The organism is Pedobacter suwonensis, assembly GCF_900111825.1.
Classification (GTDB): Bacteria; Bacteroidota; Bacteroidia; order Sphingobacteriales; family Sphingobacteriaceae; genus Pedobacter; species Pedobacter suwonensis.
Window position 1 is genome coordinate 572,496 of record NZ_FOJM01000001.1, and the last position, 26,172, is coordinate 598,667.

General features: G+C 42.4%; 27 protein-coding genes. 12 read left to right on the forward strand and 15 right to left on the reverse strand.

All coding sequences use genetic code 11. The features are described 5' to 3' along the window. Positions 1-59: 59 nt before the first annotated feature. Positions 60-1,418 (forward strand): tRNA uridine-5-carboxymethylaminomethyl(34) synthesis GTPase MnmE, encoded by a 1,359-nt coding sequence (gene mnmE, locus BM107_RS02300; protein ID WP_090979820.1) that lies wholly within the window; start codon positions 60-62, stop codon positions 1,416-1,418. A 197-nt stretch (positions 1,419-1,615) separates the two neighbouring features. On the opposite strand, the gene BM107_RS24590 is transcribed toward mnmE, so the two are convergent. The 3 genes from BM107_RS24590 to BM107_RS02315 form a co-directional block, all read right to left on the reverse strand. Then, on the reverse strand, positions 1,616-1,783 hold the full coding sequence (locus tag BM107_RS24590) for a hypothetical protein (protein WP_159435181.1): 168 nt from the start codon (positions 1,781-1,783) through the stop codon (positions 1,616-1,618). 571 nt (positions 1,784-2,354) lie between these two features. After that, positions 2,355-3,071 carry a hypothetical protein gene (locus BM107_RS02310; protein WP_090979824.1) on the reverse strand — a complete coding sequence of 239 codons (717 nt, stop codon included), beginning with the start codon at positions 3,069-3,071 and terminating at the stop codon, positions 2,355-2,357. A gap of 84 nt (positions 3,072-3,155) precedes the next feature. Further along, positions 3,156-3,539 carry a DUF805 domain-containing protein gene (locus tag BM107_RS02315; RefSeq protein ID WP_090979826.1) on the reverse strand — a complete coding sequence of 128 codons (384 nt, stop codon included), beginning with the start codon at positions 3,537-3,539 and terminating at the stop codon, positions 3,156-3,158. A 275-nt stretch (positions 3,540-3,814) separates the two neighbouring features. Between BM107_RS02315 and BM107_RS02320 the strand changes: the two genes are divergently transcribed. Together BM107_RS02320 and BM107_RS02325 are read left to right on the forward strand one after the other, a co-directional pair. Then, the gene (locus BM107_RS02320; protein WP_090979828.1) at positions 3,815-5,059 is read left to right on the forward strand and encodes a DUF2252 domain-containing protein; all 1,245 of its coding nucleotides are present in this window, start codon (positions 3,815-3,817) and stop codon (positions 5,057-5,059) included. Between the two features lie 193 nt (positions 5,060-5,252). Continuing rightward, positions 5,253-5,492: a hypothetical protein gene (locus tag BM107_RS02325; RefSeq protein WP_090979830.1), complete on the forward strand. Its 240-nt coding sequence runs from the start codon at positions 5,253-5,255 to the stop codon at positions 5,490-5,492. A 286-nt stretch (positions 5,493-5,778) separates the two neighbouring features. Here BM107_RS02325 and BM107_RS02330 read toward each other — a convergent pair whose 3' ends face one another. Further along, positions 5,779-6,609: a M12 family metallopeptidase gene (locus BM107_RS02330; RefSeq protein ID WP_090979832.1), complete on the reverse strand. Its 831-nt coding sequence runs from the start codon at positions 6,607-6,609 to the stop codon at positions 5,779-5,781. Between the two features lie 642 nt (positions 6,610-7,251). Between BM107_RS02330 and BM107_RS02335 the strand changes: the two genes are divergently transcribed. After that, positions 7,252-8,805, forward strand: a complete 1,554-nt coding sequence (locus tag BM107_RS02335) for an ArnT family glycosyltransferase (RefSeq protein WP_159435182.1) — start codon at positions 7,252-7,254, stop codon at positions 8,803-8,805. Positions 8,806-9,003: 198 nt separating this feature from the next. Here BM107_RS02335 and BM107_RS02340 read toward each other — a convergent pair whose 3' ends face one another. After that, a complete protein-coding gene (locus BM107_RS02340; protein ID WP_090979836.1) occupies positions 9,004-9,459 on the reverse strand; it encodes a PA2169 family four-helix-bundle protein in 456 nt (151 codons plus the stop codon). Between the two features lie 333 nt (positions 9,460-9,792). Here BM107_RS02340 and BM107_RS02345 point away from each other — a divergent pair, with 333 nt between their 5' ends. Further along, positions 9,793-10,086: a hypothetical protein gene (locus tag BM107_RS02345; RefSeq protein ID WP_090979838.1), complete on the forward strand. Its 294-nt coding sequence runs from the start codon at positions 9,793-9,795 to the stop codon at positions 10,084-10,086. A 191-nt stretch (positions 10,087-10,277) separates the two neighbouring features. Beyond that, the gene (infC, locus tag BM107_RS02350) at positions 10,278-10,847 is read left to right on the forward strand and encodes a translation initiation factor IF-3 (protein WP_090979840.1); all 570 of its coding nucleotides are present in this window, start codon (positions 10,278-10,280) and stop codon (positions 10,845-10,847) included. Positions 10,848-11,177: 330 nt separating this feature from the next. On the opposite strand, the gene BM107_RS02355 is transcribed toward infC, so the two are convergent. Beyond that, positions 11,178-12,011 (reverse strand): alpha/beta fold hydrolase, encoded by an 834-nt coding sequence (locus tag BM107_RS02355; RefSeq protein ID WP_090979842.1) that lies wholly within the window; start codon positions 12,009-12,011, stop codon positions 11,178-11,180. Positions 12,012-12,268: 257 nt separating this feature from the next. Between BM107_RS02355 and BM107_RS02360 the strand changes: the two genes are divergently transcribed. Continuing rightward, positions 12,269-13,666 (forward strand): S41 family peptidase, encoded by a 1,398-nt coding sequence (locus BM107_RS02360; protein ID WP_090979845.1) that lies wholly within the window; start codon positions 12,269-12,271, stop codon positions 13,664-13,666. 145 nt (positions 13,667-13,811) lie between these two features. Here the strand turns inward: BM107_RS02360 and BM107_RS02365 are convergent, their stop codons facing one another. Continuing rightward, complete coding sequence (locus BM107_RS02365; RefSeq protein ID WP_090979847.1) at positions 13,812-14,291, reverse strand: hypothetical protein; 480 nt, start codon at positions 14,289-14,291, stop codon at positions 13,812-13,814. A gap of 395 nt (positions 14,292-14,686) precedes the next feature. Between BM107_RS02365 and BM107_RS02370 the strand changes: the two genes are divergently transcribed. Next, the gene (locus BM107_RS02370) at positions 14,687-15,685 is read left to right on the forward strand and encodes an OmpA family protein (protein WP_090979849.1); all 999 of its coding nucleotides are present in this window, start codon (positions 14,687-14,689) and stop codon (positions 15,683-15,685) included. Positions 15,686-15,808: 123 nt separating this feature from the next. On the opposite strand, the gene BM107_RS02375 is transcribed toward BM107_RS02370, so the two are convergent. Both BM107_RS02375 and BM107_RS02380 read right to left on the reverse strand, forming a co-directional pair. Beyond that, positions 15,809-16,423, reverse strand: a complete 615-nt coding sequence (locus BM107_RS02375; RefSeq protein WP_090979851.1) for a class I SAM-dependent methyltransferase — start codon at positions 16,421-16,423, stop codon at positions 15,809-15,811. 185 nt (positions 16,424-16,608) lie between these two features. Then, the gene (locus tag BM107_RS02380) at positions 16,609-16,974 is read right to left on the reverse strand and encodes a hypothetical protein (RefSeq protein ID WP_090979854.1); all 366 of its coding nucleotides are present in this window, start codon (positions 16,972-16,974) and stop codon (positions 16,609-16,611) included. 141 nt (positions 16,975-17,115) lie between these two features. Between BM107_RS02380 and BM107_RS02385 the strand changes: the two genes are divergently transcribed. The 3 genes from BM107_RS02385 to BM107_RS02395 all read left to right on the forward strand — a co-directional run bounded on the left by BM107_RS02385 (position 17,116) and on the right by BM107_RS02395 (position 20,981). Continuing rightward, positions 17,116-18,318 carry a hypothetical protein gene (locus BM107_RS02385; protein ID WP_208864312.1) on the forward strand — a complete coding sequence of 401 codons (1,203 nt, stop codon included), beginning with the start codon at positions 17,116-17,118 and terminating at the stop codon, positions 18,316-18,318. Between the two features lie 146 nt (positions 18,319-18,464). Beyond that, a complete protein-coding gene (locus BM107_RS02390) occupies positions 18,465-19,334 on the forward strand; it encodes a helix-turn-helix domain-containing protein (RefSeq protein WP_090979856.1) in 870 nt (289 codons plus the stop codon). Positions 19,335-19,388: 54 nt separating this feature from the next. Then, positions 19,389-20,981: a S41 family peptidase gene (locus tag BM107_RS02395; RefSeq protein WP_159435183.1), complete on the forward strand. Its 1,593-nt coding sequence runs from the start codon at positions 19,389-19,391 to the stop codon at positions 20,979-20,981. 304 nt (positions 20,982-21,285) lie between these two features. Here the strand turns inward: BM107_RS02395 and BM107_RS02400 are convergent, their stop codons facing one another. From BM107_RS02400 to BM107_RS02415, 3 genes are all read right to left on the reverse strand, one after another. Further along, a complete protein-coding gene (locus tag BM107_RS02400) occupies positions 21,286-22,116 on the reverse strand; it encodes an XAC2610-related protein (RefSeq protein WP_090979860.1) in 831 nt (276 codons plus the stop codon). 463 nt (positions 22,117-22,579) lie between these two features. Further along, positions 22,580-23,272 (reverse strand): DUF421 domain-containing protein, encoded by a 693-nt coding sequence (locus BM107_RS02410; protein ID WP_244278706.1) that lies wholly within the window; start codon positions 23,270-23,272, stop codon positions 22,580-22,582. Positions 23,273-23,354: 82 nt separating this feature from the next. Further along, a complete protein-coding gene (locus tag BM107_RS02415) occupies positions 23,355-23,714 on the reverse strand; it encodes a hypothetical protein (RefSeq protein ID WP_090979864.1) in 360 nt (119 codons plus the stop codon). A 218-nt stretch (positions 23,715-23,932) separates the two neighbouring features. On the opposite strand from BM107_RS02415, the gene BM107_RS02420 reads away from it, so the two are divergent. Beyond that, the gene (locus tag BM107_RS02420; RefSeq protein ID WP_090979866.1) at positions 23,933-24,424 is read left to right on the forward strand and encodes a 2'-5' RNA ligase family protein; all 492 of its coding nucleotides are present in this window, start codon (positions 23,933-23,935) and stop codon (positions 24,422-24,424) included. A gap of 84 nt (positions 24,425-24,508) precedes the next feature. On the opposite strand, the gene BM107_RS02425 is transcribed toward BM107_RS02420, so the two are convergent. From BM107_RS02425 to BM107_RS02435, 3 genes are all read right to left on the reverse strand, one after another. Continuing rightward, positions 24,509-25,144 (reverse strand): alpha-ketoglutarate-dependent dioxygenase AlkB, encoded by a 636-nt coding sequence (locus tag BM107_RS02425; protein ID WP_090979868.1) that lies wholly within the window; start codon positions 25,142-25,144, stop codon positions 24,509-24,511. A gap of 146 nt (positions 25,145-25,290) precedes the next feature. Continuing rightward, positions 25,291-25,515 (reverse strand): hypothetical protein, encoded by a 225-nt coding sequence (locus BM107_RS02430; RefSeq protein WP_244278707.1) that lies wholly within the window; start codon positions 25,513-25,515, stop codon positions 25,291-25,293. Positions 25,516-25,687: 172 nt separating this feature from the next. Further along, the gene (locus BM107_RS02435) at positions 25,688-26,152 is read right to left on the reverse strand and encodes a hypothetical protein (RefSeq protein WP_090979871.1); all 465 of its coding nucleotides are present in this window, start codon (positions 26,150-26,152) and stop codon (positions 25,688-25,690) included. Between the last annotated feature and the right edge of the window lie 20 nt (positions 26,153-26,172).

Sequence of the window (26,172 nt, forward strand, 5' to 3'; positions counted from 1 at the left end):
ACTTCCCGTACACCATATCCCCATAGATTAGCCTTATTTTTGCAGCTTCAATACCCGATATGAACAATCAAGATACCATTATTGCTTTATCTACTCCTTCAGGTTCCGGCGCCATCGGCGTAATCCGTTTATCCGGTCCGGATGCTATTTCATTGACCAATGCCGTATTTGCCGGAAAAGATTTAGAAAAGCAGGCCTCGCATACTTTACATTTTGGCCTGGTTAAAGATGGCGATCATATTGTGGATGAGGTGGTGACAGGTTTGTTTGTTGCCCCAAAATCTTATACAAAAGAAAATGTAGTCGAAATATCCTGCCATGGGTCTAACTACATTATCCAACAGATTATTAATCTGCTGATCAGCAAAGGTGCCCGGGCAGCCAAACCGGGTGAATTTACCTTACGTGCCTTTTTAAATGGCGCTTTCGACCTGAGTCAGGCAGAAGCAGTCGCCGATTTAATTGCCTCCAACTCCAGGGCATCGCATGATGTGGCCATGCAGCAGATGCGCGGCGGTTTCGCCAATGAATTAAAGGGCCTGCGTGAACAGCTGATCCATTTTGCTTCGATGATTGAGCTCGAACTCGATTTTGCTGAGGAAGATGTAGAATTTGCCAACCGCGAACAGCTTAAAAGCCTGGTAAACAAAATCAATTACGTTTTGCAACGCTTAATTTCCTCTTTTGAAATGGGAAATGTGATCAAAAACGGGGTTCCCATTGTTATTGCGGGTAAACCCAATGTAGGTAAATCTACCTTGTTAAATGCCCTTTTAAATGAAGAACGTGCCATTGTTTCGGATATTGCTGGTACCACACGCGATACGATTGAAGATGAACTAACCATTGGCGGGGTAGTTTTCCGTTTTATCGATACTGCGGGAATCCGTGATACGGCCGATATTATTGAAGCTTTGGGTGTTGAACGTACGCTGGAGAAAATGAAACAGGCCAAACTGATCATTTATATGGCCGATGCTGCTCAAAGTGTCGCCGAAATTGAAGAGCAGATCCGCGGTTTAGCACAATTGGGCATCCCCTATTTAATTCTGGTCAATAAAGCCGAACTCCTTAGCGATATGCAGCGTAAAGCTTTAGAAGCGTTAAATGTGGTTTTTACTACAGCTAAAGAGAAACAGGGTATTGATGAACTCAAAACCACCTTACTGGAACAGGTTAACCTGCACCATATCAATACCAGTGAAACTTTGGTCACCAATATCCGCCATGTAGAAGCTTTAAAACAAACCGAACAGGCACTGCAAAGGGTTTTGGCGAATGTCGATAATCCGGTAACCTCTGATTTTTTAGCCATGGATATTAAACAGGCCCTGCATTACCTTGGTGAAATTACCGGTACCGTAACTACTGATGATTTGCTGGAGAATATTTTTACCAAGTTTTGTATCGGCAAATAGCCGATTAAACCCAAGCAAAACAAAATATACAACTGATAAACAAAACCTTACATATTTTTTTTTAAAATTTTGTGACCGCAATAAAATTTATCTTCAATCTTTTACTGCGGCCGAACCTGTATTACTAGAGTACATATGCGCAATTCCATTGGTTTACAGCACTTGGAGCAAAACAAAAAGATTGCGGGTTGGTATGTTTATTCAATTACCAAATACCTTTGCAACAATACTTTCCAATCTGCTATATAACTGATTTTTTTCGTTAGTTTTAACCTTCCTGTTAATTCCCGTTTCACTTCTAAATTCAAGATAATAATCCAGTTCACTTTTTGCTTTGGAGTAGGTTTATGCGGCAATATTCCCATTGATATTTTGTTTTATGCATAACCTCAAAGTCATGACCCAAATAATTATAAACGGTATAAGTAGAAAAACAACTTCTGCTCTAAAAAAAACGTAACTCAAAAGGTAAATTAAAGGAAACCATAACAACGATTTACTAAAAAGATGGCTCTTTGTTAGGAAAGGTAGTATGATGATTCCCATATGGGATAACAATATTATTACCCATAAAATGATGTTTCGTACATTATCCTCTCTTCCATCTTTAAGTATTTCAGGATAATCAATAAATTCCAACTGATAGATAAAAAACCAGTTCCTATTAATCGACATGCCTATAAAAAGGCTGAGTAAGATCATCACAATTAATAAAAAATTTATCTTTGTCATAGTGATTCTAATTATATTTTTTTTTCAGGCTTCTGAATACTAATTCCATATCTGGTGTGTCAAGCCCTGCAGTTTGCTGCAGCTCTACAACGCTCAGGCACAAAGCAACGTTCAGCTGATTTGGTCGGCTTTTGGAATTTACATCATATTAGGCAGGTAGTCGCCGGTATAGCATTCGATTTTATAACTAAAGAAACAGCCAGATTAAGGTCTAAAGTCAGCCTCGCTTACATCCGAATTGATCTTCAGTTCAACAACAGTAAGGATTTGTGAACTATCCTTATCACCAATCTTCATCTCCGACGCAAAGGTAAGCCCTGAATATTTTTTATAAGCCATATAAAGTGTTGTAGCAAAACTGTTTTTATTGATGTCTTCTACCTTGTCATCACGCAGCAGCAACTTGCTTTCCTTGTCAAAATACAACAGCTGTACCAGCCCGCTTTTACGCTTTGCTCTGATCTTATAGCAGTCCTTTTCTCCCACCTTCTCTTCGCCAAGAAATTCAAGCGTCCACAGTTCGGGCATGATCCAATCGAGTTCATTAAAAATATTTTTCCTGTCGAACTTGTCCTTAAATTCCGCAAGATCTGCTTTTTTCACCTCGCCGTTAACGGTTTCAAAAGCCGTTTTCCCATCGAACCAATTTTGAAATACGGTCCTGCCTTTGTATACAATCTTAAAACTACCCTTATTTGGCAACAGTTCTTTTGTGATGTAATTTACCGCTCTGCCTTCCATTTCTGTTTTCATATTACTGTACAAAGTGGTAATACTACGGAGAAAAGATTCACCACCCATCGCTGCTATGCAGTTTTTAACAATGGCAATTGGATCAGGCTTTGCAACCTCCTGAGCCGGAAGCGTAGTGCCAAAAATGGTAAATAACAGTAAAATGGATATCGTTTTTGGAAACTTCATGTTTTTTACGGGTTGAACGTTTTATTTTAAATGATTGGGTTTATTTATCGTATTGATTTTGGTCTTGTTTTATTCCTGAAAAGCTCACACTGGATCATGCTCCCCTGCCGCAATCGTTTTGCCGGTTTTAAAGTCATATCCAAATGCATCATAACGCTCATTACCTTCGCCTTTTGGATGATCACCGTACTCATTGGGACCATAATCGCCGGGCAAAAAAAACATCATCAGCATGTAAAAAGGTACCAATTGCCACCAGCCTGATTTACCTAAGTCATGGCAGCGTTTCGCACCCTGCGACATCAACAAATAGATTGGCAATAATTTTGTAAATTCAATCCAGCTGCCAACTGACTTATTATTCTCCACAATCAGCACAAAAAAATGAACAATAAAATAAAAGATGTGGGTTAAGGCAAATTCCGTGCGGCGGATTCTGCCATAAAAAGAAAAGGGATCTTTGAACATTAGAGAGGCGTTATTTCGTTACGAGTTTAAATTTGAATAAAAATACTGATTTTTATAAGAGATGGCAAACATTTATTTCTCAGAAATCAGATAAAATAACCGGTTTATCATTAACGGTCACCAAAAATTCAATAACGGCTGCAAAAGGCCAATAAATGATGGCCAGCCGCTAACACCGCAAATGAAAGTAAAAAATGCCTTGCCGGCTACAACGCTGAGCACAAAGCCAAAACCATTATGCCCATCAGTTTGTACTAGCTATAAGTGATAAATATATGTCAGCACGTTCAGATAAAATAAAAGCATTCAACAAAAACCGATTGCCCTCAATCACCAGGCTTAAATACAGCGCAATGCTCGAAAATGCATTCAGGTTCTACCGCGGTACGTGCCATCTTTTCTACGAAAGGATTGCTGAACTAAAAGCAATGCCCAAATCGCCGGTTGGCTGGATCAGCGGCGACCTGCACCTGGAAAATTTTGGCAGTTATAAAGGGGATAACAAACTGGTATACTTTGATCTCAACGATTTCGATGAAGCGGTAAAGGCACCGGTACTATGGGAAGTAGTGCGTCTGGTGACCAGCATTTTTATTGCTTTCCAAACCCTGGAGATCGATGGGGAACAAGCCATGAATATGGCTGCACTATTCCTGAAAAGCTATGGTACCACCCTGATTGGTGGAAAAGCCATGGACCTGGATCCCAGAACATCCAAAGGCATTACCGGCGATTTTCTAAAACGTGCGGAACGGAGTTCTGCAGACGAGCTATTGCAGAAAAGGACATTAAAAAAAGGACGAAAACTGCTGCTGGATACCAGCGATGAGCGGCACTTTAAACTAAAAAAAGAATTAAAAGCCGAATTAATCAACCACATGGAAAACTGGTTGTCGCACAACAACGATAGCCCATATAACTACCGGGTGAAAGATGTTGTTTACCGCCTTGCCGGAACAGGAAGCCTGGGACAAAAACGCTACCTCTTTCTGCTTAAAAGCATACGCAAAAAAGACCGCTATCTGCTCATTGATATGAAACAAGCCTACCCATCCTCTCTCTCCCCTTATCTGGACATTCCCCAACCCACATGGAAAAATGAGGCCCAGCGCATTGTTTCCGTGCAGAAACGCATGCAACATGTTTCGGCGTCACTGCTTTCTACTGCAACGTTCAAAGGCGAAGACTACGTTGTTCAGGAATTACAGCCCGTAAAAGACACCCTGAAGTTTAAACTCATCAAAGAAGAATACCGTAAGCTTTACCAGGTAATTGATGATATGGGCATGCTTACCGCATCCTCGCAACTCAGGAGTTCGGGCATGGATGGTTCTGCCACAAAAGATGAGCTGAAAGCTTTTGCCATCAAGGCAGGGTGGCAGCAACAAATCCTTAATATTGCCACCGAACAGGCCGCCCTGGTATGTGCAGATTACGGCGCCTTTCAGCAGGATTACAGAAACGGCGCCTATGAAAGGCAGCCAACGGTCAGGGCGAAAACTGAGCCGGCAATGGATTAAAGCCTGTTTCCCCATGTACATTTTGATGCCCGTAACTGTTTAGGGGCCATTTACAAACCAGGCCACACAAAAAGGACTGCTTAAAACAGGAATACAAGCCAAAGAACAGGCATTTTGAGTATCGTCCAAACCAAATCGCAATAAATTTGTCTTACAGTAGCGCCTGCACCAATGCAGACCAACAGTTACTAATATGGAAAACTTAACATTATCTGAAAATGCAAAAGGGTTTATGGATTACGCTATAGACACCATAAATGCCATGGATGGTGCCCCGGAGCACAGTGCAGCACAAAAGGATGAGGTGATCACCAGGATCAGCACGCTTAAAAATTTATTAGGTGAACTGGAAAAGTCTTATCTTGAAAATACGCCAACTGATACGGCTCCACCTGTGGATCCCGAATATATTGCAGCTGCCGGACACAGCTAAACACATCATCAGCTTATCATCCTGGCAACAAAAGGCATTTGGCCAGGGTGAAAAAATGATGTCATTCGCGAAGCTTAAAGATTTTTTTTTATTCCGCTGATAAAACCCGACAATTTTTTTTCACCAGGCACAATAAATAGCAAAAAATTACGCTTATATATCTGAGAGCGTTAATTTAGATTAAACGGGAAACTATCTTCGGATAGGTTCCCGTTTTTCATTTCCCGGTTAATTAATGTCATGCGACATTTTAACATCGGTTTAAGCAATTGGCAAAAATCAGATACTAAATCCCATAAATAGTTTTTACCCAGCTGGCATCTTTGGTGGATGGTGATTTTGTACCACTCCATGAATTATCAATCCAGGTAGAACCGTCTAACCTGGTCGTGGTTGGAAGACTGCTGTTTATTGCACCATATCCGTTGTATGATCCATAAAGCATAATAGAACTGATATCAAATGTTGTCCCTCCATAATTCATACCTGTAAGTTTATTATAACCCGATTGAGCTGACGCACTTATATTGTCCCATTTTACTAAAATATAGGAGTCACGGTCTGCACGTAGCTGCTCGTGGTGTAACCCGATAGCATGCCCTAACTCATGAACAACAATACCTTTAGCTTCCGGATTGGAAAGATTCATCGTGGCACCGCTAACATAACCTACCGTACAATTATTTACACTGCCAGGCTGTATAGTCAGGTAGTAGCCGGAATTTACGGCTTCAAATATAATCCCCGATTTTGCAGTCCAGTCGGCCATGGCGGTTAATATTGTATTGGTCTGCGCAGTGGTAAATCCGGCCGCAAACCGATAGGAAACTTTATGGTTTGGCCACTTGTATGCCCCGGCTGGTCCGTGTCCCTCAGTTGTCACTTCCGGCAGTTTTGTAGTGATTTGTTCATCCGGAATGACCATATCGCCGTTGAAGATATTTTTACCGTCAATTCGTTCATAACTGATCAACGATCCCAAATAATAGCCTTGCCTTATTTCCGAAGCTTTTTTTTCTACCGAAACATTTAATTCATCGTTACTCGTTTTTTTACAGGCCTGAGCAAGTAACAGCGATCCCGCCAATAACAGCATAAATAGTTTTGTGTTTTTCATAATATTGATTTTGTAGATTTAATACTAACTTAATGTATTTATTCAATATTATAAAATATTTTTTTTTACGACATCGTTAACGTGTCAGCTGATTTTTGGGGAATGAATGGAATGCAGCTATAGTCTAAAACCATATAGGTCCCTGCCAAATCATGAAGATGCCCGGACAAGCTGAACATAACGATACCCGCAAATTTTATGCTTGGCCAGTGCTAAACCTGTTATGTTGACACAGGCTGTTTTTTTTATTTCTGACCTATAGTTATCCAATTTACGAAACTTCCCTTACACTGCAATGTGTGTGATTTTACCCATCATGGTACCTAACGTAAAACGATGTTGTATTCACGTAACCCAAATATTACTCGAATAATAGCAGCACAGCGAATCTAAAATTTATACATGCCGTAACAGAAATGGGAGATAGCCCGGATTACATATTTTCCAATCTGCAAAAAAGTTTTGCGCATAAGCAACCATACACAACCTTTTGTTGGTCTGCGCTGAAATAGTCAAAATCTTAATATTCATACCTGAATTACATCCTTTTTAAACCAATTTACCCCTTTGCTGTTATAATAGATATGAATCTGCAGCATCGAAATCAATACGCTACCCAATTTCCCCTCTTCAATGGTTAATATGTCCAGTAGCCAGGATTTAGCCCGCAGCATCTGGAGACCTCATCTCTTGATTATATTCTTCGGAATCTTAAAATTGTTGATCCATTTAATTGCCTTAAAAGGATATGGCTATCATGCTGATGAAATTTATTACGTTGAACTTGGAAAGGAATGGCAATGGGGTTTCCCTGATATATCACCATTTGTAACCTGGATCGCGCATGTATCAAATCTGCTTTTCGGTTCATCTTTAACCGGCTACCGGATCCTGCCTTGCCTTTTCTCCGCTGCAACCGTCGTAATCACGGGTTATATGACTTACTTCCTGGGCGGAAAACGTTTGGCCATCACCATCGCTTGCTCCGCAATCATTTGTTCGCCGGCATTTTTAGCAACTTCCTATCTCCTGCAACCGGCCGTATTTGATGAGTTCTTCTGGGCCCTCCTATCCTTCGCCCTCATCGCCTACCATAAAAGCCGTAAAACTTCTTTCTTATGGCTTACTGCAGCAGCACTGGCGTTCGGCATACTAAACAAGTACAGCATCCTGTTATTGGCCTTTTCAGCGCTCATTGCCTGGTTGATCTGCGGGCAGCGAACCCATGTTCCCCACTGGAAAAAGCTATTGCCACCTGCCCTTGTTTTCCTGTTGATTTTAGCACCACATATCGCCTGGCAAATAGAACAAGGCTTTCCTATTTTTAAATTCACAGCCGAAGTAGCGAAAACGAACTTTGACGTTGACCTCAGCGATTACCTGCTGCAACTGTTTTTCTTTCATGGCGCTTCGGTAGCGGTATGGTCTGCAGGCCTGATTTTTCTGATCACCAACCCGAAAAGCAAAGAATACTTATTTCTGGGCATCGCATCTTTAATGGTAATTGCAGTACTATCTGTATTAAAGGGCAAGCTCTATTACGGACTGGGACTCTTCCCCCTGCTATTTGCTAACGGCGGATATTGCTGGGAGCGCATGTTAAATCACTTTAAAACCGCTTATCAAGTTACGTTCACCGGCATGCTTTATGTTTTTGCACTGCTCAGTCTTCCGGTGGTTATTCCTATATTTTCTGTTAATGGCAATCAATTTTACCTGTCTGAAATGGTCAGGCTAACCGGTTTTTCCCGACCGCTTCGTTATGAGGATGGCTCTTATGGCAAAATGCCACAGTTTTTTGCCGACATGACAGATTGGGAACACCTGACCACCAGAGTAGCAGCAGTTAGCCGGCAACCGGGTACATTCGGCAAAGCCAGCGTAATTTTAACTAATGATTATGCCATCGCCGGCGCCTTAAAACACTACGGTAATGCAGCGCTGCCCCTGGTAATATCGGCAAGAAACAGCTTTCTAAACCAGTCGCCAAAAAACCTGGACCAGCACACCATCATTTACCTCACTAAATCAACCGGGCTTGACATTCTGCTTATTGCAGATCAGGTAACCCTTATGGATACCATATACTCAAAAAATTCGCATATCAACGGAATACGGATTTACAGGTTATCGTTTCCCAGCAAGGCATTCAAACAACAATACGCCAGAGATCGGCTGATGTTCGTAAAAAGCTGAGGGGCAGCACCAGCCTCTTACTTTATTTCACCCTTCCATCCAGTCTGCCGTTAGGCAGCTGCATCTTATTTTTAGGTTCGAAAAATGAGGATGCTACCGGTTGCTATAAAGGCTAACCATTCTCTTTACCTTTTGGTACCAATAAAAAAAGCCATCAATTTAATTTTGACGGCTTTTATCTTTAAAAAAATCAATCGCTTAAGCGTGGGCATCACGCAATGCTTTAATTGCATCATGGCTGGTATTAATGCCTTCCTGTTGTTTTAACAATACCGATCTAACATTTTCTCCAAGCTCATTTTCTGCAAGTGCATCACGGTATGCTTTTTTAATCGCATCTTCACCGCGTTCACACTCCGCGAGGATACTGTGTCTGTCATCACCACCAAAGGTTGCTTTAATATCAATCCATGCCCTGTGCAAAGTTCCTAAAATAGTATTTCCAGTGTCAGGAGTTTCAGCATTTCTGCCTACCAGCCCGGCCAGTTCTATCACGTTGTCGCGGCTATCAGATGATAGTTTTTCAAAAGTTGCCTTTAAATCAATGTTTTCTTCTTTTAAATCGGCTGCTGCTTTATCAAAACCATCTGCTCTATCATTATTGATCTGAATAAGGTCGTTTAAGATTTCAACTGTTTTTTCTGTATTTTCCATAGTTAAATATAATTTCTAAATACAACAGGGTGCGCATAAATATGTTTGGATCAAACGAAATAAATCTTAAAACCTATAAGTATTTTGCTTCAGCCCGTTCCTGATTATTGCATCAAACGCCTATCGTATATAGCTAAACAAGTTCAAACCAGCATGGAGCGCCAGAACCTGCCTTCCTGTGTAAGTCAGTTACCATCCATTCCGCTCAATAAATGTGGCAGGAAAGCGCAGAAGATGCCAAATGGCATATCAGAAAGACCTCACATGAAGTCTGGTTTCACAGCAAAAAATATATTTTTTTAAACTTTTTAGCTTTTTATTCGTCTGTTTTATATGATAGAAACACAAGAAACCTTTAATTTCACCACAATGCCCTTTATCAGTGGCATTTTAGCGCTAATTTTCGGGGCATTTATTTTCATCTTCGCCATCTGGCGAAAAAACAAACGCAGAAAACTAACCGGAATCAACGGGTTTACCTGCGCAGACAGGATGGTAAACACCAGGAGCACAGAAAAACTATTGCAGTTTTTAGCCCTTGTGCTGCTGATCTCAGGTTTTATGCTCATTACCTTCGAAGCGATGAGGATTGAAGACAAGGTGATGACCGAAGAGACGACCAGCTAAAAAGACGCAACGGCTGAGTCAGAATTCTAACCCCCCATCCTCTGGGCTTGTTCTGCAGCGGAAATACAAAAGTACTTACAGCGTCATGATTTCGCTATCAGCTTGCTTGGCTCCGCTAAAAAAGCTATATTACCATTATTGTCCAGATTAATTGCTCCGTTAACAGAATTTTTCACTAAAACTTTTCAAATTTGGCATTAAAAAAAGCAGGATTTTACAGGGGGCCACGCTTGCCCTTCAGAAAAAAAGAAGCAGAACATAAAATAAATGAGCTGATTACCGCGCCAGAGGTGCGTTTAACGGGCGACAATGTTGAAACCAACATTTACCCGCTCACACAGGCACTCCAAATGGCTAAAGAACTGGATCTGGATCTGGTTGAAATCTCACCGAAAGCCATCCCACCCGTTTGCCGGATCATCGACTACAGTAAATTTCTTTACGAACAGAAAAAGAAACAAAAGGAGATTAAAAGTAAAGCCAAACAGACCATCATCAAAGATATCCGTTTCGGCCCGAATACTGACGATCACGATTTTCAATTTAAACTTAAACACGCCGTTTCCTTTCTCGAAAGCGGAGAAAAGGTACGTGCCTTTGTTCACTTTAAAGGCCGTTCAATTGTATATAAAGACCAGGGCGAAATTTTATTGCTGCGATTTGCGCAAGGCCTGGAAGAAGTAGGCAAGGTTGAACTATTGCCAAAACTCGAAGGTAAAAGGATGTTTCTTACCCTGGTCCCCAAAACGGCGAAAAAATAAAATCGCAATCTGAATTTTCAGGATTTAATTGCCCGGCAACCTGCCAGCAGCGGTTATCTTGAACCAGACGGCTACTTATAGCTAAGCCTGGCCAGCCGCTGCAATGGCCTGTTCCGGGTTTAAAACAATCAGCTTATCGCTTTTGTAAACCGCCTTCACCAATAGTCGGCTGCTATAGAATAGCATGCAAACCATCATTCTGATGCTGCCGGTAAATAATGGGCTGAAGATGTTAGATTAAACCGTTAGCGGTACATTCGCTACCATCTTTTCATTAAGCAGTAAATTGTTCAGGCAGGACGGTTTGGTTCCTGCCTGATTACGTAAAGGTTACTTACGTATAAAATCAATCAGATCTGCATTCAACCGGTCTTTTGCAGTAATAAAAAGGCCATGCGGCTCGCCCTCATAAACCAGATATTCTGCATGAGGCAAAAGCCTAGCAGCCTGCTCGCCGGTGGCTTTAATTGGCACGGTCTGGTCTTCATCTCCATGGATGATCAGTGTAGGTACCTGTATCGACGACATTTCGGCCCTCAAATCTGTAGAAGAAAATGCTGCTGCCGAACCCAGGGTCGACTTTAAGGTGGCCTGCATTGCAATGTTCAGGTCAGTGGCCAGCCTTTCGCTGCTTACTGGTTTATTAAGTAGTCCCTGCCCATAAAACTGTTTGGAAAAAGTGCCTAAAAAGCCGGGGCGGTCGTCAATAAGCCCTGCTGTAATCTCATCTATTTTCTCCTGCGGCACGCCATCCGGATTGTCGGGCGTTTGTAGCATAAAGGGCGCTATAGAACTGATCAAAATGGCTTTCGAAATGCCTTTACCACCATGTTTGCTAAAGTAGCGCACCACTTCTCCGCCACCCATTGAAAACCCGGCCAGTACCGCGTTTTCCAGGCCAAGCTCATCAACCAGTGCCTTTAAATCATCAGCCAGTGTATCATAATCGTAACCCGTTAGTGGTTTGTCTGATTTACCAAAGCCTCTTCTGTCATAGCTGATTACCCTGAATCCGGCATCGGTAAGCGCGGTAGACTGATAGTCCCACATCTGGTGATCGAGTGGCCAGCCGTGGATCAGGATTACCGGTGTACCCGTACCCAGATCTTGATAGTGCAGGTTAATTTCTTCGCCATTTGCGGATGTTGTTTTTACGAATTTCATAGGTTTTTAATTTTATTGATTTTTTAAAGCATACAGATGGAGAACAGCCGCTGGCAGGCAATGTTTTTAATTTTCAATCCACCCCTCCTAAATTCACAAAACCAGTGGTTGTTGAAGGCTAATTTAAGTAAACGTATCATCTGTAAATTTCAACATAACACGTTCCTTTACGCAGGTTGATAAAAAACAGCTGTTGCAGGATTTCAATTTATCATACTAAATCCTTTCACAACGCAGCTAAAATTCAGCTATATTTGATGATGCGATTACACAAATTCCTTTTGCTCATTAACCTATTCTTATCCGTTAATGCCGTGGCCAAAAACTGCAACTGCAGCGAGATACTTCAACAAAGTATCAAAGGTATTGAAAACAATTACGCCCTATTTAAGATCAAGGTTAATGCAAACAATTACAAGGGCTACCAGTCATTTAACCGCCTCTATCTCATCAAGGCACAATCCATTGAGCAAAGTGATGCCTGCCAGAAATTGCTCAACGATTGGGTAGCTTATTTTAAAGATAAGCACCTATGGGTAACCGTTGACAGTGAAGTAGAAAAAATCGACTACATTCAGCACCGCCTGGCGTTAAAATCATATCGAAAACGCTGGCGTGACAATAAAATTACGAAGGATTCCATTGAAGGTTTATGGGAAATGGAAGGTTACCGAGCCGTTATTATTCCAGACCTTAATAACTATGGCCACTTTAATGCCCTGATCGTCTCGGCAGACAATGATACTTTCAAGCCCGGCATGCTGAAAATGCACCTGATAAAAAGGGATGGCTTTTACGATATGGACTTTTATCGGCGCGACTCAACGATGGTAAGTTCGACGATCAGATTCACCAGCAAATACACCCTGCTGGACGACGATGGCCTTAGCTGGCGTAAATTGGAACCCACCTTGCCAACTGATCGTATTCCCACATTGGCCGAAATGAACCGGTTAGACCCCTACAAGCCCACGCTTAAATGGGTAGATGAAAATTCGGCCATCTTTACCTTGCCCAGCTGTGCTCCAAGATTCGGGCCAGTGGTCGATAGCCTGATTGATGTCCATAAAGACAAATTAGCACAATGCCTAAATTTAATTATCGATGTAAAGGGCAATGGAGGAGGAAGCGACAGGACCTATCGCGCCCTGCTTCCCTATCTGTTAATCAAAGCCAGTGTTCAGCCTAAGGTTGGCTACTATCTCAGCGATGAAAACGTCAAACTGTTCCGTGAACTGGGCATCCTGAAAAAGCTAAACCCTTCAGATACGAGTAAAAGGGGAACATGGGCAACTACTTTAGAAACCCCTTATTTAAGCGCAGCTCATTACGCCAAATTTCCAGTAAACGTGGCGATACTCATGGACTCCAAAACTGCAAGCAGTGGTGAAACTTTTGTACTGAAGGCCAAAACCAGCCAAAGGGTAACCACCTTTGGTACTGCCACCGCCGGCTGCATAGATGGTTATAACGGTAATGTTATCCGCCTTAACGGTGCCAGCCTACGTTACCCAACTTCCATACGCACCATAAATCTCCCTCAAGAGGCTATTGATCCTTTCGGGATTCTGCCCGATATCCCCATCTCCGGTACGGTATCAGACCCCATCAGTTGGATATTAGATTATTTTAAACAGACAGAAAGGAATCCATAACCTGTAACAGCCGCATATGCTGATGAGGTTTTCAATTAAAGGTTTTCTATGCAACAATAGATTTAATAGCGAAATTGCCGGCAACTTAGAGGTTCCGGCATATTCTATAAACTGATCAACACGGGGGATGAAGCAAAACAGTTGGCTACAGTTTTTTAAATTCTATTTCCATTGTTTCCCTTCTAATCGTGCCCTCCTGGTCATCTGGCAACTTACGTTCCAGAAACAGTTTCATATTGCTTTGATCAACAACGTTCACATTGAAATCATAATCCATGTCAATAATCAGTTTTGATTTACCATTCGCATCAATAGCTACCTGGTAAGCAAATGTCCTTTCCCTGCCGCCGTCATTCTGGTAAAGGATATCATTATCCCTGAAATCCCAAACCGGAGCAGGTTTAGTTCCTGATAAATCTTCCTGGTTAATCACCTGGCCATTGGCGCCGTAGTAGGTAATTAAGCCTTTAGATAATTCCCATTTACCCAACACTTTGCGCTTTAGCGTGGCGGCAGTTTCCGGCTGCTCCTCCCCTGCACCATTTTTCTTACAAGATGAAACCATCAATGCCGTGCTAAGCAGCAGGGTTAAAAAAAGCAATGTTTTCTGTATCTCTTTTTTCATAAATTATTTTTAACCACTAACATCCATTTCTATAAAATGTTTGTCACAACGGTTACGCAATGCATTGAATCAGTTAAAAGGTCATGCGCTGGAACTGCAATCAACTAATTCAAATTTTACCTTCTGAAAACGATTTTGGATATTATCATGTTGCATAATCAGTGCAGGAAATCATTGGGTAAAAAGTGGTTTAATTGCGGTATTTTTTTCTACTGGTATTCCGGTATTTTTCAGTATTAAGGGAAGATACCGGTGTGGATTTGTAACGATGTTTAACTTTTACAGCTAAATTCGCTACAGCATTTTTGGTCAAATCAGGAAATTAAATCCCTTTTTACACCACAAAGGCAATTTTGTAAGTTGACATTTTACCCTTAACTAAAATTCATGTACCGATGAAAAAAATTGGATTTTTATTCGCACTGGCAGCTATTGTTATTTCCTGTAAACAAAAGCCGAAAGAAAATAATGCCCAGGCTGCTCAACAGCAGGAACCAGCAGCCCGGCAACAGGTAATACCAGACACTACACCAACATTTAGCTTCGAAACCATACCTTATACCAAGGCCGATCTCGGCGTATTTCCGTTTTTCACTTTGCCCAAAGGACTTGCAGAAATGAATAAACCCCTGCTGAATGATTTCGACATTTGCTTTTTCCCCATTAACGGGGTGATGAAAGGCTTTGAAGGCAAATTATACAAGGCTAACATCACCGGTCAGGAGGGAACAAAATTCTCTCAGCACTATTTTGAAAGCAGCGTAGATAATTACCTTAAATCCGTTGGCGCCGTTAAAGTTTACTCCGGAACCATTACAAGTGAGGAATATGAACGTTACCATAAACAAGATCCGAATAAAGGTGACGAAGGAGACATTGGCTATGATGGAGACCAAATTAATGTTTATGCCATCCGAAGTAAAGAACAAGGGAATATCCTGGTGCAGTATTCAGCTACAAATCTTGGCGCAAAGCTGAATATCCTGCAACAAAAAGCACTTACCCAAACCATTGGCAAGATCACCGCTGACTCGATTATAAAGGATCTTGCTCACCGTGGAAAGTCTATTCTGTATATTCATTTCGATACCGATCAATCCGGCATCACAACTGCTGGTGCAGAAACCGTAAATCAAATTGCCGAAGCCCTAAACAAAGATCAAAACCTGAAAATCAGCATCGAAGGGCATACTGATAATACTGGTGAGGCCGCCCACAACAAAAAACTGTCGGCTGATCGGGCCAATGCCGTATTGGCCGCGCTGGTTAAGCTTCATATCGCAAAGTCGCGCCTGTCGGCCAGGGGTTTCGGGGCTGGACGCCCTCTGGTGGCCAATGATTCTGAAGAGAACAAAGCAAAAAACCGAAGGGTTGAGTTGGTTAAAGTTAACTAACAGGGAAATTTAATTGGTCTGAATCTGCAGTACCCCTTCCCGATCGATCATGTCCGGATCCGGTATTTCAATCCGTAAAGGAAAATCATGTCGCTGATCGGCGTTGCAGGCAGTTTAAACCGACTATGATTTCCGTACACACCAGGTGGTCATGGCCCTGCTGTTTTGTACGTTGGTTGTTTTAATCGGTTCGTGAAGTTGCCCGCCAAGGTTTTTCGTAAGCCTCACCAGCATCTCCTGGTTAACCAGGAAGCGTTCTGATCCGTCAGGAAGCATATACCTGCCATTCCCGATAAATCGGACCAGTGATTCAATACCGATCTCTGAAGCCAGGCGGCAGAAAAAATACCCGCCTGGTTTAAGTACACGCCACATGGAAGTTAACATTGCTTCAAAATGTTCCTGGTTCATGGCAAAGTGCAGTACGGCCGAACTGATCACCAGATCAAAACTTTCATTTTCAAAAGGCAATTGTTCTACAGGAGCAATGCTAAAGTTTTCTTCCGGATTGATGTGAGGAAAAACACTGGCCGCAATTTTAAGCTGTGTTATCGCTTCAGGATCCCGATCTACCCCATAAACCTGTGCACCACTTTTTAAAAAGTACAGCAGGTTTCGTCCTGTTCCGCATCCGGCATCCAAAACGGTTTCGCACTCATTGTAAGTACCTTTTAGTAGCTGATCGAATAAATAAATATCAATATCTCCGAAAGTTTCCTGTATCTGCTCGCTTTTCATCTCTGCCGCAAATATAACGACAAATTGCCGGGATGGTAATACAATTTATAATTTCTAGAAAATGCGGCCAAAAGCGCAAAAGATTCTTAATCCGGTGCCATTGGTGTTGCAATAGATTTAAGTTTGTGCATTAACGATATGCTAAAATACCGAGCAATTTCACCTCCTGTATTTACCCACCCCGGTTATTCCCAGGTTTCCCATTCACCCTGCTGCACATCGTATTTTGCATATTCACCAGAGTCTGTAAATTCCGAAACGGTCATGCCAACTTCGAAAATCGAATCTTTACTCCAGCCCGCGGTAAAGTAAACCGCTGCTTTGGTTAATAAAGCCGTTCCGTAATCTTCGTCCGGATGATTAAAATGCAATCCATAACTGTTTTCATCCGATAGCATATAGCCATAGCTCAATAATCTTTCTTTCAACGCGTCAAACTGCGCTGCTGTAAAGGGAACCAGATTTTCAGTGTTTTCAAAAAAGCCTTCATCAGGTATGGCCTGCTGTTTTGCTTTGGTTTCAATCCGGTAAAGGGAAATATCGTAACTCATACTGCCTAATGTTAAATGGGTTTAACCAATAATGACCTATAGATTTAATTATTTTTCTGTTCATCTGTAACATTTAATCAACTGAATTGTTAGTTACCATTGCCGGAAAAAGTGTTATTTCAAAAGAATCATTTCAATATCATGATCAACAAAACATTGAAGTTATTTTTTATCAAATCGATTATCGTGCTGGGCTTCATACACCTCGCCTATTTTATTTACGGTTATTTTAGGTTTGTGGGGATCGGTAAGATCTACATTTACACGGAATTTTACCGTTTCAAGTTTTACGATGATGTATCCATTTCACACTTTTTTATCAGCGGTTTATTTTTATTGACTGTGCTCATTCTGCTGATCCGGAATCATGCCAGAGAAAGGTATAGCGGACTAAATCTGATCAAAATCGGGGCTATACTGCTGTTCATCGTGTTTTTATCCTTAAGCTTCTTCATGAGTTATAACTTTGGCATGAACGCTAAACTTAAACAGGAGTTACCGGCAAAAACTTTCAATGCAGATAAAAGGCTGTTAAACGTCTTAAATCCCTTTTTATACCCTGGCTCGCACTACAATTCAGAAACCTTGTTCAATGTAACCAATATTTTGTATCCTAAGCCCTACCCGGTAATTGAAGTGAGGGATACTGTTTTTTATGATCCGGCAAACAAAGCATATTACAGCCTGGAATCGGCCTACTACAGCATCGATACTTTGAAAATGCTTACCTCAGCTTACAATAAACTAAAAAGCGCCACCAACATTCCCGTTGAGTTGCCGGGTCTCGATCAGCAGGGATTCCAGAAAAGAATCCTATCCAAAACCGTGCGCAAGGATAGTACCGAAATCGTATTCAGAGGGGCCGCGGTCAACCCGAGGTTTGACGACAGCATCTGTGTCTTTCTCGAAAACAAAACATTAATCAGCCCGGTTGAGGGCGAAGGTATTGCAATACAGCAGCGGCAAAGCGCCATAAACCGCTACCAGCTCCTTTATCAATTACCACAGGATTCTTTACTTCATGCTTTTCAAAAACTAGACTTGTTGTTAAAAAGATATCAGGTCGAATCTTCCATCAATCCGGTAACACTTACCCGGGATGTATTCCGTTTCAGGGATGGAGATCGGGAACAGCTATACCAGATCAGGAACAATTTTAACCGAAACGGACTGGTTGAGAAAGTCAAAATTTTAAACCGGTTGTTTTACCAGCCTCAGTTTTTTCATCCTGCTATCCGGCCAATCTTTTTTATGGTACTCTTTTCAACCTGGCTTTTTGGATTTGCCGTGTTTGTGCTTTCAATTTATTTACGAAAGCCAAAACCCGGCGCTGTAAAACCGTAAAGCCTGCTGCCGTTTATTAATAGAAGAAACAGGATGGCTATTCACGTAGTACTGCAGCATATCTTTACTTCGTATTCAGTTTTAATCCATAATTTAGCTCCTTAAATCTGCTTCGCGCACGATTTATACCGAATGCCAGCAAAAATATGGAGAAAAGCCTGCTCAAAACCACCATCCTAAAACCCGAAAACCCGGTATTAAAGCAGTATGTAGAATATTTTTTATTCCTCCGTAAAAAAGATGAGCTACCTGTTCAGTATACTACTTTTCCCAATAACAATTTGTGCCTGGCCATTTACCGGCACAACCAGGTCAACCACCAGCGTCACGAAAAACTAAACCATTGTGTTATCCGGGCAGGCCGGGAGGAATTTACCAGCCGCATCTATGGCTTTCATCACATGCCTTTCCGGGTAGATATCCAACAGGAACTGGATCAGATCTGTGTGATTTTCCATCCAGCTGCCTTAAAAGCCTTTACCCGGCTCAACTTTGATGAAATTGACCATGCCGGCCAGGTATTTGAACAACTTTTTCAACCCAAAGAGCCCTATTTTCTTGAACAGCTGTTCGGCGAAACCGATCCTGCCAGGCAAGCCCGGCGGCTTGAAGCTTTGTTATTGCATCAGCTGGAAGAACACCGCATTGCAAAAATCAGCGAAGCCCTTTACCATTTGTCGCTTGCGCAGCCACATCGCCAAAATATAAGTGTAGAAATGCTCTGTCAAAAACTTGGAGTCAGCGATACCACACTCTTCAGGCTTTTTAAAACCGGTTTGGGTCAAAACCCACAGAAATACCTCAAAACCATTCGGTTCAGGCAGGCATTACACGACCTGACCACCGCACCAAATCCGCTTACAACGGTTGCGCTACGTCACCATTACTACGATCAGGCGCATTTTATAAGAGATTTTAAAACTTTTACCGGTTATTCGCCCAAGAAACTGCTGAATATGGTATCTGTACAGCAACAATCCCTTACCTGGATTTACCAGGAAAAGCAAGGTGAATGATTTTTACAATTTCTTTTGCCGTTAATGCTTTTCCTTTGTGGAAAATCATCTGATATGCGATACCTGTTCATCCTGCTGGCCCTTTGTCTGGCTACTTCCTGTGCTTTAAAACAAAAGCAATACCCAAACCCCGCTCCATCTTCTGATGCTTTACCGCAGTTAAGGGAGCAGCAAATGCGCGCCGAGCACGATACGCTGGTTTCCTATATCAAACAGGTAAGTCCGGTTATCTGTTTTAACAAAGAAGTGAGGGGAATCGATTTCAGCCGGCACGCCGCCCGCTTAAGAAAACAGATCGGTCCAAAAACCACTATGGAAGCATATTTACATATCATCAAAAAGACACTTAATGCCGCACAAGACGGGCATACAAGCCAGCTGAATACGGTCCTGCTGGATATTGCAAAGAAATACTGGATCCCGGGCGGCCTTGTATCCTTTGATAGTGCATCCACTCAAAATATGTATAAGTACGTCAAATACCTCAAAGAAAGTTTTTATTCAAAGGCCGATCTTAACCTGATCTACACTTCAGGATCGTACTATAATTTAATGCCGTTCAGCTACAAAGGTAAAGCCTACCCTGCCGGCATGAAACTGATTCGCTGCAACGGCAAAAATATCCATAAGTTTGTGGCCAACCTTACCCAACTTTACGCTCCGTTGCGCTGGGATAGGGTAAATAACCGGGTTTATGACGAAAATTTCTACTGGCCGGCCGAAATCTATAAGCAGGATACTTTAAGAATGACTTTTGTGGATCAGCAATGCAGGCGGCATCAGCTGAACATCCACAAAAACGACTCCGTAACCTACCGGGCCAAAAAGCTAAACCACTATGGTTATTTCAGCCAGACCGATACCGTGGTAACCCATTACTTTGAACAGGAAGGTATATTTTATGCCAAACTCCCGGCCATGCGTACGGAACTGGGCGATACGATTAAACGGCGCATGGAGGCTATTTTTGCCCGGCACCACGTAAACAGCGTGGTCATCGATATCAGGGGCAACGGCGGCGGCTCAGACCAAACCTATAATGTCTTTTTAAAGAAACTGCTGAGCGATACCTTGAAGAAGGACGTTGTGGTCGGCCGGAACTTCAGTTCCGAAACCCGGAAAAAATATCACCTCAACCGCGATTCCGTCATCAACAGCAATAACAAAACCTTTAATCCCGGCGTACCTCAATTCAAATCGCAGGAAATGTATTTCATCAAACAATCTTTTAATTTTGTAACGCCAGATCTTGCCAGGTTTCCCTTTAGCGGAAAGATTTATATCCTCCAGGATAAATTTATTTACTCTTCGGCCAGTAATCTTTCCAGTTTGGCGCAAAATACCAAACAATTGATCAGCATTGGCGAAACACCAGATCTGTTGGGCGGACTGCAGGCCGATGTACTCATCAAAATGCTGCCCTACAGCAAATTTATTTTCAGGGTAGAACCACAGGTCGATTTTACCGGCATCAAAAAGCTTGAGGATGTTTTCCAGAACCATGTAGAATACCCTGTATCCTATCCCATTGAGAGCCTGTATCTAAGAACAATAAGCAAAGATATATTCGGGAAAAACTTTTTGTTAAAAAACGACCCTATGTTCAGAAAGGTACTGGAATTAGAACAAATTGCTTTAGCTAACTGATCGCTTTATAAATAATGGATTTTTAAACTGTTTATCAGCTATTTATAGATGATTTGAATAAAAACCGGATCCCAGATCATAAATCAGCTGATGAAGTAAATTAAACCTCCTCAACCATCCGCTTGCCCTCACCCTCGTACGATGGCCCGGTTTTTATTTCCGGGCCGGCCTGAAAAAATTAAGCCTCATTCCATGTTGCCGGGGTATATCCTGATCGGGCTTTTTTTTAACCTTTTAAACCAGGGAGTCCAGTACAGGCCCTAACCGGTTTGCCCTGGCGAGATGGCCGCTAATCAACAGCTGTTTAGTTTGCTGCTTTTCGGGAGCTTAGCCAAACGAGTCGATTTCGGGATTGATATTGATATACATTAGTCCACCAGCTTGCCCCACCCCTGCAGGCGGTAATAAACCGTTTATTTTTCTGATCTAAGGTCACATCACAAAATCCGGTACATTTAGCGCGCGGATCCTGAGGTTCAGCAAGTTGCTCAAAACGCTTTGATACCGGGTTGTACAAATAAATGGTAAAGGTACGGTATACCCCCATCCCGGCATCCGGAATGGAAAATGCCACATCGTCATAACCGTCAAAATTATAATCGGCTATAGTTCCTTTACGTTGTGGGTCCGGACTGTCAAAACCGGGTAACCGTGCTGTTTTTGTAAGTTTATCCGGATAGCGGAACGTTAACCGGTCATCCATCCCTTTCGAAAAAGAAATGAGCGTGCCATGCAACAGGTAACCTGCTTTTTCCGCATCCGCTTCCGGGTTCTTCACCTGCTCCAGTTTAAATCGCTTCTGGTCTTTATTGCGTATGTACAATGCAGCTGAAACTTGATTGGACTGCTCACTTAACTGGTAGGTTCCGGTCACTTTTCCGTCCAATACTTCATCCCAAACATAAGTAAGCTGTACTGCCGGGGCTTCTCCCTGTGTCTTCCGGCTTTTTAGCAGAAGGGGAATTACGCCCTGCTGCCCAAGGTATTTTACATAAGCGCCCTTTCCGCCCGTGCCATAATAAATGTTCATCAAAAAGGGCTTGGCTCCCGTGCCCGATTTAAGCAAAAAAGGCTGGGACTTAACACCAACGCTCATCAGGGCCAAAGCCATTATCAGTTTTAATGTTTTTATCATGTTAGCCTTATATTATTTATATCAAAAGATTAAAAAGATTGATTACCGCTAATGCTCCAAAAACAGCATCATGTATATTACTTGATTCAGATTTTACCGCTGTTTGATGTAGTCTTTTTGCCGAAGGTAAAAATAGCCGTCAGGCCTATTGCTCTTTTCTCTATTCTCCAAGCCAGGTATTCAGTCCTTCCGCATGCCCGGTTCTTCCCTGCTGATCCGCACACCATCTTTTGCAAAACTATAATTAACTATGTACTTTTAGCGCCTGTATACATTGGTGTGGTTTTCAGCTTCCTTCCAGGAGATATGGATAGGCCCAACTATACACAAAAAGCGGCAATATAAGCTCAAGGTTAACCTTTTTCATTTAGTTTATCCTGTCAATACATTTTCGTACAATTTATTTTTTCTGCTTTAAGCCATACACTGAAAATGCAACTTTGGCAAGCGCCAAACAAATTACCTATTTCACACGCTTATCGCTAATGGCGGCCACCCACTCTTCTTTTTGGCAGCGGCTGCAAGCCTCCTGTTGTGTTAACCGCAACACTTCAGCGCAGTGGGTGCAGGCATAAAGTCCGGTCGCTGTTATTTTATTGGTTTTCTTTTGGTATACCTTGGGGTAGATGGGCAGGCCTGGTTTCACATCCTCATCTTCAAAAAAAAGAAAACTCACCTGACCATTGGTTTCAAGCACTGCCGTCCTCACCTGGCCAACATGTTCAATGCCCTGTACCCGCATTTCTGCAAAAAATTCATCCTGTGCAAAATTGGCATCTCCCTGCTCATTCATGGTAAACCTGCCATTTTCAATAATATACATCGGTACGCCCTCCAGTATATTTTCCACTTTCTGGTATTTGGCAGCAAAAAAGGTAATGACCCTGTAAACCAGTAAAATCACCAGAAATACCAGCACAGATGGTAAAATGGCCGATTCGCCGCTCAACATTGGGTCGCCGGCAGCGCTACCCAATGCAATAATAATGGCCACCTCAAAAATGCTGAGCTGACGCACGCCTTTTTTACCTGTAGATCTCAGGAAGATCAGCACCAGGGCAAACATAATCACCGTACGCATGCCAATTTCCAGCGCAATGCCAAAATCAAGATCTTTAAGAAATATGTTTTTCCAGTTAAAGGATTCTACCATCATCAATTAATACAAACACCCAAAACTTTAATTTTATAAAAATAGTAACCGGCTAAAGCGGTTTGCTTAGTAACTTACCTGTTGTTTAATGCCAGCCAGCAGATATATCGCAGAAAGTATAGCTATTTTTTGGTTCCAAAATTACCTTCCGTTTCTTATCCGGGCACATAATTAAATGTGGCAAAACAGTTCCCATTTCGGGTACGCACCGTTCCTTTAAAAGCGTAGGACAGTTACCTGCAGATTTCCAAAAGCGCGCTGCCGACTGTGCAAAAAGCAATAAATCCGTGCCGTCCCGTACAATAAATGTCATATCCCGGTCGCCTTCATTGCACGCAGGGATGCTTTCCAGAAAATGATGCCGGTAATAGTGGTTATCCGGTGCCCATGTTTGTTCAGGGTATGGGGTATGAGTGGTAAGGGCCATTAAGCTAAATTTATTCATAACTGCATTGTTATGCTGTTTGCTAACTTTAACATCCAAACGGCACAAAAAGTTTATCAAACGGCATCAGGCTTTTCATTTAAACAAACAATCCTGTACACCTTTTTGTTCAGCTGTTGTTTTAAGGCCAAACCATCGCCCGTTTACATTTACAACTAAAAAAAAGTAAAATGCATTGATGCCTGAGGGTGTTACCTTTATTCATTACCCGATCATACATGAGCAATCCCTTAATTGTAACCCTAAAAATGGATGAAAAAAGCCAGGCATTTTTTGATGGCAAACGCAGGGCTTATTTTCCGCCGGAACGGAATTTTCTAAATGCACACCTGATGGTATTTCACCATCTGCCCAACACCGAAGAAACCAGATCCTTTCTTAAAGCCTTCCGGTTCCCCCGTTTCGTAGCCAAAGCAACGGGGCTGATGAAACTGGGGCGCGGGGTGGCCTACCAGGTGGAGTGTGCTGAAATAAAACAGTTGCACCAGCTACTTGCCAAACACTTTTACGCAGTGCTCAGCGCTCAGGACAGGCAGGGTTACCGGCCACATGTTACCATCCAGAACAAGGTAAGCCCTGAAACGGCCAGGCTCCTCTTTGATGCGCTGAACAGCAATTTCGAAAGTTTTAACGTGGGCATTGAGGCCATTCAGGTTTTTTCTTACCTGGGCGGGCCCTGGCAACATGAATTTGATGTGGATTTAATATAGTTTAATGCTCCTGAGGGCCATCAAAAAATTCATTGCCTTATCCAATGTTCAGCCAAAGCAGTTGCGGGTAGGTATAGGGTAAATCTAGCCTCCGGCAATCGTCACCTTAAATTTTTCGCGCAGGATAGCGGCCACCCTGCCCTCCGGGTTGATCTTTTGCACCTTTGATGGCTTTACCTTGCGGTAGGTAATGGATAGCCTTCGCCCCCGGTGTCTGATCACGCCATTTATCAGGTCTTTTTTTCTTGGCGGAATGCCATGGTTCCATTTTTTACGGGCATCATCCTGCATGATGTACAGCGATCTTGCTGGTATTTCGATATCAACCACCTCCCCGTCTTTTACCTTGGTAAAGCGCATAATGCAGCCGCTTGCCAGGTTGAGGCCACAGATCTGGTTTTCATAATAATTGCGGTCTTTATGGGGTCTGATGCCTTCACCCGGCTGGTATTCGTTAATGATCACCTGATCTGGAGCATGCTCCAGATTTTTTTCGGTCAATATTTTCCGCGCAACTTCGCTAATGGCGGGCGGGATGGGCAGCGGAATGCCAATAAGCGCGTAGGGTGCTTCCAGCTCATTGCGGAAACCATAGTACTGCAGCCGCCTGGCGTAATCCACCATCCAGGGTTGCGCATCTATTTCAGCTATTAGTTGTTGTTCCAGCGCTTCGCTGATAAAATCAGGATAGATCAAAAATCCGGGTACCGGTGTTTCCATGTTTCTACAACAGTAAAAACAAGCCGGTGGTTTTAACCGGTCGGGATGGTTTTCACTCCTTTTCCATTAAAAACGAAAAACGCCTGTCCATTTCACGACAAACGTTTTCCTGGTACTGATCAGGCTAAAAACCCTAAAATCCATTTTTAACCGGCATTCTGGTACACCACTTCGAAACTGCCGTACATGGCCATTTCTGCGCTGTGCGCAACTGAAAGTTTTAGCTTCAGCTTTTCAATCACTTCATTGGCATACACAATGCTTTTGTTCAGATCTTTTATTCCGCGAACCTCTATACCCCTGGCCAGGCGTTTAAATTTGGATGGTTCAAATTTTTCAATGAATTTTTCAATATCAGATATTTGTGTCATTTTACTCATAGTATGATGATTTTACCATAGCAAACCCTGGCAGTGAGGTTTTGTTTGCCTGCTGCACGGCATAAAGTATTAACAAATCATCAGGCAAAAAGCCATTAAACTGGCAATCAGTTTATTAAATCCAAAGAATCGTTAATAAGTTTCAAATTTTAAAAATAGAAACTTAAGGTTGCTTCACCGGTTTCAAAACACAATGTTCAGGTGCGTAGTATACGCTTTTGGTTGGATGGGTCACTTTCCACTGTAAACGCTGCCCCGGCAAAAAAGAAAGTTCAAAACTTCCTTTGTCTTTTGGCATACCAAAAAAGCTGTAAAATCTCCCGATCAGTTTTCCTTTTTGGATCGTTCCCTGCAGATTATAGACTACATCGGGTTCGCAATCCGTTTTCCCCCCACTTTGGGTAATGGCGCAGTATTGTCCTTTTACCCGGTTCTCCTCCTGGTGTAAAGTCAGCGTAAACTGCGATTCGGGCACCCCCTGCTCATCCATCACAACATATTTCCAGGTCCCTTCAAAACGGGGCGGCGCCGTTGCAGCTGTTACAGGCTTAACAGTCTGATCAACAAGGTTTAAAGGATTAGTAACTGTACTAAAGGCGAAGAAGAGGTTTAAGAAAAGAGTAACCATAAATGCGTGCTAAAAATATA

Bases quoted from the DNA above. Each gene is read 5' to 3' on its own strand.
- BM107_RS02435 (WP_090979871.1), bottom strand. From the start codon at position 26,152: ATGGTTACTCTTTTCTTAAACCTCTTCTTCGCCTTTAGTACAGTTACT.
- BM107_RS02420 (WP_090979866.1), top strand. From the start codon at position 23,933: ATGAGCAATCCCTTAATTGTAACCCTAAAAATGGATGAAAAAAGCCAG.
- BM107_RS02315 (WP_090979826.1), bottom strand. From the start codon at position 3,539: ATGTTCAAAGATCCCTTTTCTTTTTATGGCAGAATCCGCCGCACGGAA.
- BM107_RS02390 (WP_090979856.1), top strand. From the start codon at position 18,465: ATGGAGAAAAGCCTGCTCAAAACCACCATCCTAAAACCCGAAAACCCG.
- BM107_RS02425 (WP_090979868.1), bottom strand. From the start codon at position 25,144: ATGGAAACACCGGTACCCGGATTTTTGATCTATCCTGATTTTATCAGC.
- BM107_RS02375 (WP_090979851.1), bottom strand. From the start codon at position 16,423: ATGAAAAGCGAGCAGATACAGGAAACTTTCGGAGATATTGATATTTAT.
- BM107_RS02400 (WP_090979860.1), bottom strand. From the start codon at position 22,116: ATGATAAAAACATTAAAACTGATAATGGCTTTGGCCCTGATGAGCGTT.
- BM107_RS02365 (WP_090979847.1), bottom strand. From the start codon at position 14,291: ATGAAAAAAGAGATACAGAAAACATTGCTTTTTTTAACCCTGCTGCTT.
- BM107_RS02410 (WP_244278706.1), bottom strand. From the start codon at position 23,272: ATGATGGTAGAATCCTTTAACTGGAAAAACATATTTCTTAAAGATCTT.
- BM107_RS02395 (WP_159435183.1), top strand. From the start codon at position 19,389: ATGCGATACCTGTTCATCCTGCTGGCCCTTTGTCTGGCTACTTCCTGT.
- BM107_RS02430 (WP_244278707.1), bottom strand. From the start codon at position 25,515: ATGACACAAATATCTGATATTGAAAAATTCATTGAAAAATTTGAACCA.
- BM107_RS02340 (WP_090979836.1), bottom strand. From the start codon at position 9,459: ATGGAAAATACAGAAAAAACAGTTGAAATCTTAAACGACCTTATTCAG.
- BM107_RS02310 (WP_090979824.1), bottom strand. From the start codon at position 3,071: ATGAAGTTTCCAAAAACGATATCCATTTTACTGTTATTTACCATTTTT.
- BM107_RS02335 (WP_159435182.1), top strand. From the start codon at position 7,252: ATGTCCAGTAGCCAGGATTTAGCCCGCAGCATCTGGAGACCTCATCTC.
- BM107_RS02415 (WP_090979864.1), bottom strand. From the start codon at position 23,714: ATGAATAAATTTAGCTTAATGGCCCTTACCACTCATACCCCATACCCT.
- BM107_RS02320 (WP_090979828.1), top strand. From the start codon at position 3,815: ATGTCAGCACGTTCAGATAAAATAAAAGCATTCAACAAAAACCGATTG.
- BM107_RS02360 (WP_090979845.1), top strand. From the start codon at position 12,269: ATGATGCGATTACACAAATTCCTTTTGCTCATTAACCTATTCTTATCC.
- BM107_RS02380 (WP_090979854.1), bottom strand. From the start codon at position 16,974: ATGAGTTACGATATTTCCCTTTACCGGATTGAAACCAAAGCAAAACAG.
- BM107_RS02370 (WP_090979849.1), top strand. From the start codon at position 14,687: ATGAAAAAAATTGGATTTTTATTCGCACTGGCAGCTATTGTTATTTCC.
- BM107_RS02385 (WP_208864312.1), top strand. From the start codon at position 17,116: ATGATCAACAAAACATTGAAGTTATTTTTTATCAAATCGATTATCGTG.
- BM107_RS24590 (WP_159435181.1), bottom strand. From the start codon at position 1,783: ATGGGAATATTGCCGCATAAACCTACTCCAAAGCAAAAAGTGAACTGG.
- BM107_RS02330 (WP_090979832.1), bottom strand. From the start codon at position 6,609: ATGAAAAACACAAAACTATTTATGCTGTTATTGGCGGGATCGCTGTTA.
- BM107_RS02355 (WP_090979842.1), bottom strand. From the start codon at position 12,011: ATGAAATTCGTAAAAACAACATCCGCAAATGGCGAAGAAATTAACCTG.
- BM107_RS02325 (WP_090979830.1), top strand. From the start codon at position 5,253: ATGGAAAACTTAACATTATCTGAAAATGCAAAAGGGTTTATGGATTAC.
- BM107_RS02345 (WP_090979838.1), top strand. From the start codon at position 9,793: ATGATAGAAACACAAGAAACCTTTAATTTCACCACAATGCCCTTTATC.
- mnmE (WP_090979820.1), top strand. From the start codon at position 60: ATGAACAATCAAGATACCATTATTGCTTTATCTACTCCTTCAGGTTCC.